At 48.5% G+C, this 13,784-nt stretch carries 17 protein-coding genes and 3 tRNA genes; 14 read left to right on the top strand and 6 right to left on the bottom strand.

The genetic code is table 11. The features are described 5' to 3' along the window. Positions 1-140 precede the first annotated feature (140 nt). The 4 genes from ACMHLI_RS10715 (at position 141) to wzz(fepE) (ending at position 1,953) form a co-directional block, all read left to right on the top strand. Positions 141-216 (top strand) — tRNA-Gly (locus ACMHLI_RS10715). 58 nt (positions 217-274) lie between these two features. Further along, a tRNA-Cys gene (locus tag ACMHLI_RS10720) sits at positions 275-348 on the top strand. 11 nt (positions 349-359) lie between these two features. Further along, positions 360-445: transfer RNA gene (locus ACMHLI_RS10725), tRNA-Leu, on the top strand. A gap of 386 nt (positions 446-831) precedes the next feature. Then, on the top strand, positions 832-1,953 hold the full coding sequence (gene wzz(fepE) / locus ACMHLI_RS10730; RefSeq protein WP_413529441.1) for an LPS O-antigen length regulator Wzz(fepE): 1,122 nt from the start codon (positions 832-834) through the stop codon (positions 1,951-1,953). A 195-nt stretch (positions 1,954-2,148) separates the two neighbouring features. On the opposite strand, the gene ACMHLI_RS10735 is transcribed toward wzz(fepE), so the two are convergent. Then, positions 2,149-2,415, bottom strand: coding sequence for a hypothetical protein (locus ACMHLI_RS10735; protein ID WP_112167230.1), 267 nt, complete (start codon positions 2,413-2,415; stop codon positions 2,149-2,151). Positions 2,416-2,642: 227 nt separating this feature from the next. Between ACMHLI_RS10735 and ACMHLI_RS10740 the strand changes: the two genes are divergently transcribed. Further along, positions 2,643-3,302, top strand: a complete 660-nt coding sequence (locus ACMHLI_RS10740) for a metallophosphoesterase (protein ID WP_413529442.1) — start codon at positions 2,643-2,645, stop codon at positions 3,300-3,302. Positions 3,303-3,384: 82 nt separating this feature from the next. Beyond that, positions 3,385-4,149 (top strand): DNA-binding transcriptional repressor DeoR, encoded by a 765-nt coding sequence (deoR, locus tag ACMHLI_RS10745; protein WP_413529443.1) that lies wholly within the window; start codon positions 3,385-3,387, stop codon positions 4,147-4,149. A gap of 6 nt (positions 4,150-4,155) precedes the next feature. Here the strand turns inward: deoR and ACMHLI_RS10750 are convergent, their stop codons facing one another. Next, positions 4,156-4,632: a GyrI-like domain-containing protein gene (locus tag ACMHLI_RS10750; protein WP_413529444.1), complete on the bottom strand. Its 477-nt coding sequence runs from the start codon at positions 4,630-4,632 to the stop codon at positions 4,156-4,158. Positions 4,633-4,816: 184 nt separating this feature from the next. On the opposite strand from ACMHLI_RS10750, the gene ACMHLI_RS10755 reads away from it, so the two are divergent. From ACMHLI_RS10755 to ACMHLI_RS10765, 3 genes are all read left to right on the top strand, one after another. Continuing rightward, positions 4,817-5,323, top strand: a complete 507-nt coding sequence (locus ACMHLI_RS10755; protein ID WP_413529445.1) for a YlaC family protein — start codon at positions 4,817-4,819, stop codon at positions 5,321-5,323. A 138-nt stretch (positions 5,324-5,461) separates the two neighbouring features. Then, positions 5,462-5,737, top strand: coding sequence for a hypothetical protein (locus tag ACMHLI_RS10760; RefSeq protein ID WP_413529446.1), 276 nt, complete (start codon positions 5,462-5,464; stop codon positions 5,735-5,737). 34 nt (positions 5,738-5,771) lie between these two features. Continuing rightward, complete coding sequence (locus ACMHLI_RS10765) at positions 5,772-6,035, top strand: hypothetical protein (protein ID WP_244207707.1); 264 nt, start codon at positions 5,772-5,774, stop codon at positions 6,033-6,035. 60 nt (positions 6,036-6,095) lie between these two features. Here ACMHLI_RS10765 and ACMHLI_RS10770 read toward each other — a convergent pair whose 3' ends face one another. Beyond that, the gene (locus ACMHLI_RS10770; RefSeq protein ID WP_056778653.1) at positions 6,096-6,308 is read right to left on the bottom strand and encodes a YccJ family protein; all 213 of its coding nucleotides are present in this window, start codon (positions 6,306-6,308) and stop codon (positions 6,096-6,098) included. Between the two features lie 225 nt (positions 6,309-6,533). Between ACMHLI_RS10770 and ACMHLI_RS10775 the strand changes: the two genes are divergently transcribed. The 3 genes from ACMHLI_RS10775 (at position 6,534) to ACMHLI_RS10785 (ending at position 7,927) form a co-directional block, all read left to right on the top strand. Further along, positions 6,534-6,665, top strand: coding sequence for a hypothetical protein (locus tag ACMHLI_RS10775; RefSeq protein ID WP_256370271.1), 132 nt, complete (start codon positions 6,534-6,536; stop codon positions 6,663-6,665). Positions 6,666-6,917: 252 nt separating this feature from the next. Next, entirely contained in the window at positions 6,918-7,262 is a 345-nt protein-coding gene (locus tag ACMHLI_RS10780; RefSeq protein ID WP_413529447.1) for a DUF2502 domain-containing protein, read from the top strand. 404 nt (positions 7,263-7,666) lie between these two features. Continuing rightward, positions 7,667-7,927, top strand: a complete 261-nt coding sequence (locus tag ACMHLI_RS10785; protein ID WP_413529448.1) for a hypothetical protein — start codon at positions 7,667-7,669, stop codon at positions 7,925-7,927. A gap of 63 nt (positions 7,928-7,990) precedes the next feature. On the opposite strand, the gene ACMHLI_RS10790 is transcribed toward ACMHLI_RS10785, so the two are convergent. Continuing rightward, positions 7,991-8,437 carry a universal stress protein gene (locus ACMHLI_RS10790; RefSeq protein ID WP_413529449.1) on the bottom strand — a complete coding sequence of 149 codons (447 nt, stop codon included), beginning with the start codon at positions 8,435-8,437 and terminating at the stop codon, positions 7,991-7,993. Further along, complete coding sequence (locus tag ACMHLI_RS10795) at positions 8,430-9,230, bottom strand: IclR family transcriptional regulator (protein ID WP_413529450.1); 801 nt, start codon at positions 9,228-9,230, stop codon at positions 8,430-8,432. The genes ACMHLI_RS10790 and ACMHLI_RS10795 overlap by 8 nt, the downstream gene beginning before the upstream one ends. A 254-nt stretch (positions 9,231-9,484) precedes the next feature. Here ACMHLI_RS10795 and ACMHLI_RS10800 point away from each other — a divergent pair, with 254 nt between their 5' ends. Both ACMHLI_RS10800 and ACMHLI_RS10805 read left to right on the top strand, forming a co-directional pair. Continuing rightward, the gene (locus ACMHLI_RS10800) at positions 9,485-11,095 is read left to right on the top strand and encodes an MFS transporter (RefSeq protein ID WP_413529451.1); all 1,611 of its coding nucleotides are present in this window, start codon (positions 9,485-9,487) and stop codon (positions 11,093-11,095) included. Positions 11,096-11,153: 58 nt separating this feature from the next. Then, positions 11,154-12,188 (top strand): HlyD family secretion protein, encoded by a 1,035-nt coding sequence (locus ACMHLI_RS10805; protein WP_413529452.1) that lies wholly within the window; start codon positions 11,154-11,156, stop codon positions 12,186-12,188. A gap of 112 nt (positions 12,189-12,300) precedes the next feature. On the opposite strand, the gene mdoC is transcribed toward ACMHLI_RS10805, so the two are convergent. Next, a complete protein-coding gene (gene mdoC, locus ACMHLI_RS10810) occupies positions 12,301-13,485 on the bottom strand; it encodes a glucans biosynthesis protein MdoC (protein ID WP_413529453.1) in 1,185 nt (394 codons plus the stop codon). Positions 13,486-13,784 lie beyond the last annotated feature (299 nt).

Raw genomic sequence — 13,784 nt, forward strand, 5'->3', positions numbered from 1 at the left:
GACGTAAAAAACGTCAAACGAGCGAAGGATCCAGATAATTTTATTGACTCATTCTCTCAGGTCAGTAGAATGCAACGCATCGGAAGGCAGACAGCAATGCGCCGGAAGATAGCTAAAAAAATCAGTACGTTCTGATTAAAGCGGGAATAGCTCAGTTGGTAGAGCACGACCTTGCCAAGGTCGGGGTCGCGAGTTCGAGTCTCGTTTCCCGCTCCAAATTTTCTTGAATTGATTTCTTAATCGGTTTAAGTGCAAGACAAGTAGTAAGATTTAAGGCGCGTTAACAAAGCGGTTATGTAGCGGATTGCAAATCCGCCTAGTCCGGTTCGACTCCGGAACGCGCCTCCAATTTTCCCGGAGCCCGGGTGGTGGAATCGGTAGACACAAGGGATTTAAAATCCCTCGGCCTTAGGCTGTACGAGTTCAAGTCTCGTCCCGGGTACCATGGGAAAATTAGCAGAATAATCAAAAGCAATAGTGTAGTAATGTCGTTATAGCCACCTTCGGGTGGTTTTTTTATGTCTGAAATTTGCTGCTTCCCCCTTTCGAATCTTCTTGCCTCTTCAGTTGTGATGAAATTTTCCCATCATCCATGACTTTTAATTAAATCATTTAGCTGGCTTTGTATAAGACTGTAAATCCATAAAATTTTCGTATATTATCCTCCTAAGAATAGTCTTAAAGCAGCGATATACCGGCAATCCTAAGGAAGCCAAATGCACAACACCATACAACTTTCTCATTTATGGTAAGTGCTGAAGTCTCACGGGCTTGGCTGGATATTATGTGGGTGAATATAACGCCAGTACGAAATTGAAATGGAACATTCCAATGAGTAGCATGAATACCTTACCAAATGAACCAAGGGTACATCTCCCCGTTCTTGATAGTACCTTTGTAAAGCACGATGAAATTGATTTGTTTGAATTCTTCTCTGTCATTTATAAAGCTAAGAAATTCATAACCTTAGTCACTCTCGCTTTTATCATCGCAGGAATTGGTGTTGGGGCTGTTTTACCTCAAAAATGGACTAGCAGCGCTGTAATTATTGCACCTGCGGCTTCTGAATTTATAGGGCTGGATGATCTCTTGGATCAGTTAAAGATTGCCGGTATCGATACGGGGGTTGATTCTACTTATCTGCTGGCGACTTACATGCGGTACTTTGATTCCCGCATTTTACGGGACAATTATTTGCAGCATTCCAGTTACTTTAAGATGCTGATGGCTAAGAATCCCGATGACGAGTCTCGCAAAAGACAACTTCTGGATTCCATCAGCTCGAATAACATTACCACGTCCAGTAATGCTGATGATAAAGGACTCAGTTCCAAAGCGTATAATTACTTCCGACTAAATTTTTCAGCTACAAAGCCTGAAGAAGCAAAAAATTTGCTTCAGGGGTACATGGACTATGTTGAAAAATCTGTTCAGGGGTACGTTACATTTAAGATTAAGCGAGCAGTGACGCTGAAACTCCAAAACGAGCAGCAGCTTTACGATGTGGAAATTAAAAAAATCCAAAATGATCGCGATGTACGTATCAACAAGATCAAATATGCTCTTTCAATTGCTCAAGCCGCAGGCGTGAAAAAGCCGGTCTACTCAAATGGCGCAACCATACTTGACGATCCTGACTATTCAATTTCGCTGGGTGCGGATGCACTCGCCGAAAAACTTAAAGTCGAAGAGTCTATTAAAGACCCTCTCGACATAAGTACTGATTTACGCAACCGAAAGATGAATATCGATCTGTTACGCAATGTGAAATTGAATGATGTTGAGTTTAGGCCCTTTAAATATCTGCAAATGCCAGAAGTCCCATCCAAGAAAGATGAACCAAAGAAACTCATTATCCTGATAATTTCGGGTATGTTGGGCATGATGGGGGCGATAGCTATGGTGCTGTTGAACCACATGTCAATCAATCGTAGCGAAAAAACTTCTCTCTGACATCGCAAAACGTTCACTTTGCATATAATAAAGGCCACCTCGAAGAGTGGCCTTTGTGCTTTAACAGCAACGCCAAATCATATCAGCAATGCAAAACGTCCCTTTGCGGTAATTACCGGTCTGGTATGTGCTGATGTTCAGTGAAAGTGGCGGATAGAGTGCAGATTAAAACAGCCCCGAAGGGCGTTTTTAGGGCTAAATCTCGCCCGATGAATCTGTATTACTCAGTGCCCGGATCGATAAAGGCAGGTGGTAGTTCGGTTGGCTGGTGAAAAACGCCTGAAGGGCGACGCGTTTCTTCCGGTCTATCGAAATCTCTTCCATGGTTTTGCGGAAGATACTGTAACGGCCACAAGAAGTGCAGGTCACAGTAACAATTTTCGCCGACATATTTACCGACGTCTTATTCGTGTTTTGACACAACGGACACTCGTCTTGAGCGTTTACAACTGTAGAACTCATAAAACCTCCGGTTTTACTTAGAGCGGCCAGTAGTCTAGCACAAAAAGGCGGCAGTTACTTAATGATAAATAATTTATCAGTGGATTTCAGCCGCGACTACGTGTAGAGAAGCCTAAACTTCCTGAACGCACGGGGAAAAGCTCAGTTTGCTCTTTGAACATCCTTTCCTAACACTCCTCATCAGATACACTTAAGCTATTCACAGTCGCAATGGATCTCATCCAAATATGATTCCTGCTTTGTATAAACGTATTGATGGCAAAAACTACCGGCACATTTTTATCGTGGGTGATCTGCACGGGTGTATGGCCTTACTGGACGAGCAACTGAATAAAATCACTTTCGATCCCAGCCTCGATCTGTTGCTGTCAGTTGGCGATCTGGCCGATCGCGGACCCGACAGCGTCGGTTGCCTGAAACTCATCCGTCAGCCGTGGTTTCGCTGCGTGAGAGGCAACCATGAGCAAATGGCGATTGAAGCAGTGAACGAACTGAATATTCCGCGCTGGCTACGTAACGGTGGTGACTGGTTGTATGCGCTGGAAAGCGAAGCTCAGGAACAGGCGAAAGCACTGATTCTTGAGGCAGACAGTTTACCGCATGTTATTGAGCTGACGACCCGCGAAGGGAAACGTATCGTGGTGGCGCACGCTGACTACATTTCAGACGAGTATGCATTTGGAAAGCTATTGGACAGTTATGAAATTATCTGGAATCGTGATCGCGTGAATCAGGCGCTGGCCGGACGTTATCAGCCTGTCGCCGGTGCCGATTCCTTTTATTTCGGCCATACGCCGGTTGAAAAGGCGATGCAATTTGCTAATCAGCACTACATTGATACCGGCGCGGTATTCGGCGGTTATCTGACCTTACTTCAGTTGCAATAACATCAGACGGAGTGCGGGTTTGCGGTGAATTGCTGGCAAAGGTATAGTGACCGGCTGCGAACCGGAAAGCTGAGATAACATCATGGAAACTAAGCGTGAAGACAGGATCCAGCGTCTTTTGCTGGCGCTAAAAAAGACTGACAAAATCCACCTGAAAGAAGCGTCTTTACTGCTCGATGTTTCCGAAATGACTATCCGGCGTGATCTGAATGCAGAGCCTGCGCCAGTGATCCTGCTCGGCGGTTATATTGTGATGGATCCCAAGAATAATCCGGCGACGCACTATTTTGTCAGTGAGCAAAAAATGAGGCAGGTCGCTGAGAAACGCCGACTGGCCAAACATGCAGCCAGTCTGATCCTCGATAATGACACCGTCTTTTTCGATTGCGGTACTACCATGCCGTATGTGATTGAAAGTATACCAGAATCCAGAATTTTCACCGCAATCTGCTATTCGCTTAACACCTTTCTGGCACTTCAGGAAAAACCGCAGTGCGATGTCATCTTATGCGGCGGCGCATTTAAATCCAGCAACAGTATCTTCACGCCGATCGGTCGAAGCAGTGAACTCGATTTCATCCGCCCGGCAAAAGCGTTTATTTCTGCCGCAGGTGTCAGCATTGAACATGGCGTAACGTGCTTTAATTTCGATGAATTGCTCATGAAGCATCAGGCGATGGAGCGTTCAGTGCAATGTATTCTGGTGGCTGACAGCAGCAAGTTTGATCAGGTGCGACCGGCGGCAATCGCACCTTTAGCCCGTTTTAACACCCTGGTCAGCGATGCCAAACCGCCACAGGCTTATCTGGATTTTTGCCAGCAGGCTGACATTTCACTCAGCGTCTGACTCCCTTCAGCGGATTGCCGGGATCTTCTCCACCGACTGATAAAACACCACTTCCCAGATGCCGGTTTTTGAGCCATCACTCAGATAGTGCTCAAAGCAGGCTTTACCATCTGGCCGGTATTGATGACTGGCCAGCAGCTGGCTGTAAAACTCCCGCCAGGCTTGTTCAAAGTTTCCATCTGTTATGGTGGTGTGATACGCCGCATAGGTGCCCCCTGGCAGAGTTTGCAGCGCCAGCCCGTCAGCGTCATCGAGAATGAAATTATCCGCGACACAAACCGAAGGATCGGCGCGCAGCGCTTCAGCGGGTGTGGTATCCGGGTTATCGTGAAACCACGTCAGCCATTCATTATGTGGCTGATGGTGTCGTGCGACCCATTTCGTCAGCTGCTGAAATCCGTTGTGGATTGACTCCTTATATGGCCCAACAACCCGGTAGCTCACCAGTTTTTTTGCCGGTCTTTCGACGATTAATAGTGCCACGATGATCTCCTTTTATCTGACATGAATTGAGAGAACTCTATGATGATAATACCAACGATGTAGATGCTAGCTATAACAGTTACCCGTTTTGCAGCGTTTAACTGCTCTACGCGCTATAACAGTTGTCATGATAAAATAATATAATCAGATTGAATTATAGTCGTCACTGCAGCGAGGTTATGGGATGGACGTGATCAAAAATGTATTAAATAGTGAAATTGATCGTATCAACCGTCAGGAAGGCCGTGATGGCAGGGCGCGCATCAACGTTGAGTTCTTTGTGAATCATCCGTGGCTGTGCCTGGCGATGCTGATCGGCTATATTGCCGTCGGCGTCGTGATGTATGTATCACCTTACATGGGCATCGGCTGGTTTATCGGTTTCACCGCTTTTCTGATCTTTATGTCAGCGATGCTTTTGTTAGAAATCAAGCCGGTATATCGCTATGAAGACATCGGTGTTCTGGATTTACGTGTCTGCTATAACGGCGAATGGTATTTCAGCCGTGAATTATCCCCTGAGGCCGTACAACAGATTCTGAGTGCCGATAGCGTAAGCAGTTGGGTGAAAAACCGCATAGAGTCGATTGTACGTCACAAAGGTTTTGTCGATTTTTACGATGTTTACGATCTGGCCCGCCTTGAGCACCAGCAACCGGCCGCGATGAACGCTGTACCGTTAGCGCACTAATTCCCCCTTCAATATGGCTTTCGGCCATGACGCCACCCCGCATGCTCTGATAAAATAGCGGCTGGACATACATTTCGTGAATGGGTTGTTCATCTAACGAACAAATCACAAGGTATGTAAGCCGCTACAGGGGCCACTGTGGAACGAATCAAACTGACTATTCATCATCTGCACAAAATCGTTTCTGATGAAAAACAGGATGCGCAGGCTATCGCCCGCATTTATGCTGGCGAAAAGTTGCTGCTGACTGAGACGATGACCGGGCAGGCTATCCATTTTAATCGCTACATTCACGTCGATAATGACACCGGTAAACCTTTACGGGTGGAATGGGACTGTGACGGAAGTGCAAAGATGTCAGTTTCCCGCGCAGAAGTTTGTCCGTGTTGTGGTGGCGACGCACTTCACGGGTAAGAAAACGCAGAGAGTAAAAGCAAAGCAGAGGTGAATGATGAAGTTTATCAACAACGAAGTTGAATACCGTAAATGGATAATGGATGAAATTTTCCAGGCGAGCGCGGTAGGCGAAACTTCTGAGTTTGCCGATCAGGAAGTGGATGATTTTATTTTCGATGCCAGGCCTGTGGCGTACCCGTGCGTGGCGGTGATGATCCAGACGCCGGGAGAGCCGGGTGTTTGCGAACCGCGTTTCGTCTATAAAGAACAGATATTTGATTGGGCGCACAAGATGGGCTTTGGCTTTGACAGCTAATTGTTGCAGCAACAATGAACGCCAGCCCTGAGTCTCGCTCAGGGCTTTCACAGGAAGCTTTTACACATTTTTCCTGTCGATTTTCTCTTCACCCCAGAACAGATGGTCTTCCTTGGTTTTTGCGAAGGCGATAGGCAGCACTTCATCATTGCCTTCTTCCCAAATTTTCTGAGCCAGAGTTTCATCATTTTTGGCCAGCTCGAAAATGGCTTCAGCGATTTCGTGAGAGGTTTCACGCGTGTTGGCCCAAGCTTTGATATTTGACGTCGTCATCCGGTTCTCCTCGTAACATTTCGCACAATAAGTTCGTAAAAGTGTCGTCATGACACCCTCATAATCACTTTAACTATGGTTTCCATAAGCGGTTTATGCAAATCCTGCGGCTTTTCGTTCCAATATCAGGAGCAAGAAAAGCATCATCAGGGCACAAAAAAGGCGCCAGATGTTCGCCTGTGTCGTTTATACTAAAGTCGATTTCGAACAATTAAGGTGATGAGAATGAGCGACGATATTTTTGATTTTGACATTGATGCTGCACTGGTGTCCGCAGAAGAAAAAGCGGCTGAGAAAGCAGCAGCAGTGCCTGAAGCCGTTCAGGACGAAAGTGACTGTGAAGGCTGCAAAATCTGATTTTGCCCCAAAGTACAGTAAATAAAGAAACCGCTTCGGCGGTTTTTTTGTGTCTGACGTTTGAGGGATGTTAGCTTTATTTGTCTGAATCTCCTTTGCTGCCATAGCGTTGCAACGTATTACGTATAGCTGGTTTCTGACGCAAATGTAAGGATAGCGAAAGGACATTTTTTTTGGGATAAATTCCTATAGAACAGGAAGATAGCTGGCGGTAATTTGTCATCACCTGATAAGCAGGTCGTGAGGTTTCCAATGAAAAAACTGATTCTGATTCTCGCCGTTATGCTTTCCACTGTGCCCGCGCTGGCTCAGGCAAACGTCGAGCTGGGCGTAAATATGCCGGGCCTGTCACTGCACATCGGTGACCGCGATCCCCGCGGATATTATTGGGATGGGGGCGACTGGCGTCCGCCGGGTTGGTGGGATGAACATTACCGTGATGAAGGTCGGGGTCACTGGGTGTATTACGAGCCCGCTCCGCCGCCACCGCCGCGTTACTGGCATCATGAACACTGGCACGAAGGTCCGCCTCCCGGTTACTGGCGAGATGGCCCTCCGCGGCACTGGCGTGAAGGCCCGCCTCCGGGACGCTGGTAATCAAAGTGCAATAAGTTAGCTTACACATCGTCATAAAAATTTTGGGAACAGGGCTGGCAGTGGTGATGCGAAAGTATCCCCAATGTCAGTTCTGTTCCTTTTACTTTTATACTTTCTCGCCTGACCATTTCAGTCGTTATTAATTACAATAAAAAATGCAATAAAATAATGTATTCATTGAGATTATGAATTGAGTGGTTATTTCTAAATAATAATGAAATAAAGCCTGTAATCAGGTTTTTAAGACTGATTGCTGCTTGCTAACTGCGATATATATGTTAATTTTCTGTTATGTGAAATCAGCAATGGATGGCTCGAACGCAACGCGTGCCTGATCTCATATTCAGTCTTCAAGGAAGTTTTTTATCAGGTGCGTTAGACATTATTTACTGTGAGCTAATCTTATGCACTTGATTAAAAACGATTTTGAATACCGTTCCTGGATGCTTGATGCCTATTTTCGACAGGACAATATCTTTGGTGATACGCTCCTGACCGATGAAGAAATGGATGATTTTCTTTTTGAATCGCGTCCACAAGAATACCCTTGCCTGGGAATGGTAACCCCCTCCAAAACCAATCCTTTAGACAGCGATATTGCTTTTTTCTACCGCAATAATATCAATGACTGGGCGACGTCTATGGGCCTTATTAAGAGTAAATAACCTTATTCTTCATATATTAATAAAGCGCCAGCAGGCGCTTTATTTGTTTTTAGCCCGGCGGAATTAATTTCCACGAACTTCAACTAACACCGGGCAGGGTGCGTGGGCGATGACTTCCGCGCTGACTGATCCTTTCATCATGCGACCAAAGACCGAGAGCTGACGATGGCCGATAACGATCACCGAGGCCTTAATTTTTTCGGCTTCTGCCACCAGTGCTTCGCCAGCAGCCCCGACGATGAGATTTCCTTTCGCGTGGATCCCCGCTTCATTCAGCGTTTTCAGTGCATTGCCGACCACGGCGCGGGCGGTATTTTGCTCTTCCTCCGCCGGTGGGTACTCCACTATTTCTCCTGGCACATCGTCGTTCTCTTCCAGTGCATAAGATTCATCAATACAACAGCTAACATACACCGTTGATGAATGGCCGTTCGCCAGTTGCCGGGCAAGATCGACGACGAATGGGGACTGCTTTGAGCCGTCTACGGCCAGCAAAATAACATCAAACACGTGCACTCCTGGGTTCGTTGTTCTGGCCGAGTTTACCGATTTCGCCAATCAGCGCGTTTTTACACTCGAGCAGCGCGTCACGGATTAAGGATTCTTTGCTTTCCCGGCGCGAGGTGGGGAAAAGCACTGAAACGGAGTAGCGACCCAAAATGGTGTCAATAGCAACGGCCAGCGTCGAGACGCCATCTACGGTCTCACCGTTCTCCATGGAGATGCCGCTTTCGCGGACCTCGGCGATTTTATTCAGCAGGGAATCCACCGTACGCACTGTCTGTTCGGTGGCGGGTTCAAGCACCTCGCCGACAATAATACGGATCTCGTCATCTGTTTTAAGCGAGAGCAACGCGCGGCCGCCGGAGGTGCTGTAAATCGGCAAATTCAGGCCGACCCTCGGTACCACGCGCAATTCTCGTTCCGCCACGATGCTGTGAATATTGGCGATCTGGCGGCCACTGGCCCGCTCGAGAGAGACGGTTTCGTCCGTGGATTCACACAGCTGGCGAAGGAAAGGGGAGGCGATGGCGATCACATCGGTGTGTACCGTGGACACCAGCTTCAGCAGCGTCGGGCCTAGCCGGACGCCGCCGCTTCCCTCTGAACGCACCAAACCCTCTTCAGCCAGTGCCGCAACAATCCGTTGCACGGTCGATCGCGGCAGATCAACATCATTGGCGATTGCCCCAAGGCTCATTCCCTGAGGATGTTTCCCAAGCGCATTAAGAATGGATGCCGCACGCGAAATCACCTGGATACCACCGCTGCGTTCTTCGTCTCCTGCAATGTCCTGCGCCATCACTTCTCCTTGGTCACCGACGGGTGATCCTTAACGAAATCTATGCTGCCAATGTAATAGCTGGGCGGTCTAAAAACAATTTTTAATCACATTGCAATACAGTGCACCGTATTATAGTATTTGCTTGTGTATCACAATGTGGTGCAATGCATCGAAATAAAAGTGATACCGATCGTCATATTACGTTTTCCATCCGCATACCTGCCTTTTCACTCTCGCCGCACTGATAAGCGACGAAGTTAACGAGCGACAAGATGAATCATTCAGTCACAACGGCACCTGCCGCGAGCGGTGCTGCAATGCCCGTTCCGCCCCCTTTTAATCTGCGGCTGATTATTGGGCTAATCGGCGTATTGATTGCCTCAATGTGCTCCGGCCTGAACGATCGGGTAACGGATATTGCATTGGCCGATGTTCGCGGTGCGCTCAGTATCAGCAGTGACGAAGGATCATGGTTGATCGGTGTCTATCAGGCGGCGGAAGTGGCAGCGATGATGATCGCGCCGTGGTTTGCGATGACATTTTCACTGCGCCGTTTCACTTTGTTCGTCACTCTCGGATTTTTACTTCTGGCTGCGATCCTGCCTTTTGCACCCAATTTGCCGGTGTTTATCGCCTTGCGCACTGTTCAGGGGATCTTCGGCGGTGCTTTGCCACCTTTGCTGATGACCGCCGCGCTGCGCTTTATGCCGCCGCATTTCAAATTATATGGCCTGAGTGCATACGCGCTGACGGCCACCTTCGGCCCGAATATGGCGACGTCATTGGCAGCCATCTGGACCGATTACGTAGGCTGGCAGTGGGTGTTCTGGCAGGTTATCCCGCCTTGTTTGCTGGCTGTCATGATGGTCGGCTACGGTATTCCGCAGGATCCGTTGCGCTTTGAGCGTTTTAAGCAGATGGATAAGGTCGGGATGCTGACCGGGTGCAGCGGTATTTCTCTGCTGGTGCTGTCCCTGCAACAAGGGGAGCGTCTGGACTGGTTTAACTCCCCGCTGATCACGATGATGTTTTTTGCTGCACTGGCGTTGCTGACAATTTTTTTGGTTAACGAATGGCATCATCCTTTGCCGTTATTCAAATTACAGATGCTCCGGCGGCACAATCTGGCTCACGGTTTAATCACGCTGTTTGCGCTGATGTTCCTTTTCTTATCCGGCTCTGCCTTACCGTCGAGCTATATGGAGCAGGTCGGCGGGTTCCGTGCGGTTCAGGTGGGGCCGCTGGCGCTGACGATTGGCCTGCCGCAGCTATTGCTGGCACCGCTGGTGGCGTTTGTACTGACGATGCGCTGGATTGACAGCCGCTGGGTGCTGGCCTGCGGGCTGGGGCTGATTGGTTTTTCCTGCTACTGGGGCACGCACCTGACCAGTGCCTGGGCACGTGACAACTTTTATCTGATTCAGATTATGCAGGCGTTCGGTCAGCCGATGGCAGTATTACCCATCCTGATGAGTGCGACCAGCGTGGTCCAGCCGCCGGAAGGGCCTTTTGCCTCGGCGATGTTTAATACCACGCGCGGTCTGGGCAGCGTGATGGGCAGCGCCATGCTGGGCGTTTTCGTCAGTCACCGCGAGCAGTTTCATTCCAATGTATTACTCAATCACGCAGGCAGTGTGAGCTATCTGCTGTCGCAGCCGTACGGGGGCGGCAGTAGTTTTCTCGCGCCGCTTAACAGCGATGGCTCACCGATTTCGACAGAAGTGATCACCCAGTTTTCCAGGCTGGTAAAAAAACAGGCACTGGTCCTTGGGCTGGCGGATACCTATCTGGTGATTATCGGTCTGGCGCTGGGACTGATCGTGTTGGCCGCAGTTTTGCCTAAACGCACGTATCCGCCACAGTCACTGGTTAACCGCAACTGAAGTACGCTCCACCCAAACAAATGCAAGCCACAACAAAAAAGAATGAGAGAAAAGAATCATGATAAAAACATCGCCCGTCCGCCTGAGCTGGCTGATTGCCGCCTTAGTGGTGATATTGCTGATTGTCATCGCCTTCTGGATTTTGACCGGGAGCACTGAGCCAGAAACCGATGATGCCTTTGTGTCCGCCGACTCTACTCTGGTGGCGCCGCGCATTTCCGGCACTATTGCCGAGGTGTATGTGCGCGACAATCAGTCAGTTAAAGCCGGGGAGGTAATGGCTCGCATCGATGACCGGGATTATCGCAACGCCGTTCTGACGGCCGAAGCGAATCTGGAAACGGCCAATGCGCAAATGCTGAGCCTCACCGCGCAGTTGGCGAAACAACAGCAAACCATTTTGCAGGCTCAGGCGCAGGTGAATGCCGACAGCGCGGGTATTTTGTACGCGCGTCAGAGCGCTGACCGCTACAAGCGTTTACTGCAAAACGGATCAGGCACCGCCGATGCGCGCGATGAATCGGATGCGAATCTGCGGGCCAAACTGGCTACGCAGCAAAGCGATATGGCAGCAGCACAGGCGGCTGAAAAACAGGTCGACGTGCTAAAAGCGGGGCAGGCCGAAGCAAAAGCTGCCATCGACTCAGCCACGACCGCGCTGGCGCAGGCAAAATTAAATCTTTCCTACACGCAAATAACGGCGCCCGTCGACGGTATTGTCGGGCAACGTTCGCTGCGCATCGGTGGTTATGTTAGCGCCGGCACGCGAGTTTTGGCAGTCGTTCCGCTACGGGATGCCTATATTTTAGCGAATTATCTTGAAACACAGTTAGGCGAGGTGAAACCCGATCAGGCTGTGGAGATCAAAGTCGATGCGCTGCCGGGGGTCGTGCTCAAAGGAAAAGTGGACAGCATTTCTCCCGCAACCGGCGCGACGTTTTCCCCGATCTCTGCGGATAACGCAACGGGCAATTACACTAAAGTGGTGCAACGTCTGGCAGTAAAAATCGTGCTTGATCCTGATCAGACCGATACGAATCGTCTTAAAGTGGGCATGTCCGTGATCCCCACTATCACTACCGCATCGCGATAAATCCGGTTTTCAGTCACTTAAATCGACACAAAAAGGCGACCATGCTTCATTGCATGGTCGCCTTTTTAACGTGCTGTGGAGTTTCTTTAACGTGCTGTAAAGTTTCGGGCGATTAAGACGCCTGATTTTGCGGCGGGGTAGGGCCGGACTCGTTCTTTTTATTCAGTTGCTGCGGTTTGCCTGAAAACAGGAAGCGCAGCAGCGGTATACGTTTATGCACTTCATAAAGGAAGAAGGCGATACCGAATACGAACACCAGACCCACCCAGAAACCCATCCAGTCGCTGTGAATTTTTGGCGTGATGAAGGCACCATAAATCAGCGTTAACGGGTGGTGAATCAGATAGATGAACAAGGATGAGTTCACCAGATAGGTGATCCACGGTGCCTGGAAGTTCAGCATGTAATGGCTAAATGAGAACACCACGTTCACCATCAGAATACCCAACAGCGTCGTGATGATGGCATCAATCTCCATCGAGTAAAGCTGCGGAGTATTCACGTGCTGATTGAACATGTAGGCAGCGAACAGGAAGATGCTGACCACACCCGCAGTAGCAGACGGTTTGATAAACAGCTCTTTCAACCAGGCGAATTTATACGCAAAGGCGCCGATAATGAAAAATGGCAGATAAAACAGCGTCTGCATGACGATAAAATTAAACGCTCCGTTAGAAAGTAAGTCCGGCGCAAAAAGGTACAACGCTCTGTTAAATACGGCATAAATTAAACCGATAAACAAAAAGAGTATTGAGAGTTTTCCTAAGCTATTTGTTCGGTTTTTAATTAATTGAATGCGATTAGTCTTAATTTCTTTTATAAATTTAAACAGATAAAAACAAATGCTGGTGAGAATAACCAACGTCAGCAAGAACCATAAGTGAGACACTAATTCCCAGACTGTGATGTTAATTTTCTGATAGAGGCCCATTGTGCTCCAGTCAGAAAACTTGCTGGTGTATTTCATCAGGAAATAAAGCTGAGGGAGCGTGATAAGCGGAAATGCCGCGGCCAGCGGGATGGCGACCCGCTCCAAACGCACCTTCAGCCACTGGTGCGATTCATAGCGCTCGTACAGCATATAGGAGAAATACCCTGATATGACGAAGAACACCTGCATACGGAAGGCGTGGATGACATCATTGAAGATAGTCAGGCCGTGCGAGGGTATGGCACTGTTTACTGCCCAGATATGACTGGAGTAAATCAATGATATATGGAATGGAATACCCAGCAGCATCAAATATGCGCGTATGGAGTCCAAAAAGAACTCACGTTGTGGTTTTTGTGGTTTCATTACGTTCCCGTTGTATGCAGCTCATCCTAATTTTAGATCGTAATTTGTCTTTAGGGCGATTCATTCAGGTAACCAGAAATGGACATTGCTGACAATAGTATAAGTCCGAACATAAAACGGGCTTTGTTATAGGACAAGTTTCCATAGCCTGTGTTTCAACGAATTGATATCCTTGTACCCTGTTGCGCTTAAACGGTTCATCAATGGATGAACCATCGACTGCTCAGGTTGTCGGAAACCTGACACTTCCCTTAAAATTGTTACAGCGAATGAGTTAAGCGCGCTTAAAGGAGACAAGG

The sequence above is a fragment of the Rahnella inusitata genome, from assembly GCF_965118895.1.
GTDB lineage: Bacteria > Pseudomonadota > Gammaproteobacteria > Enterobacterales > Enterobacteriaceae > Rahnella > Rahnella inusitata_A.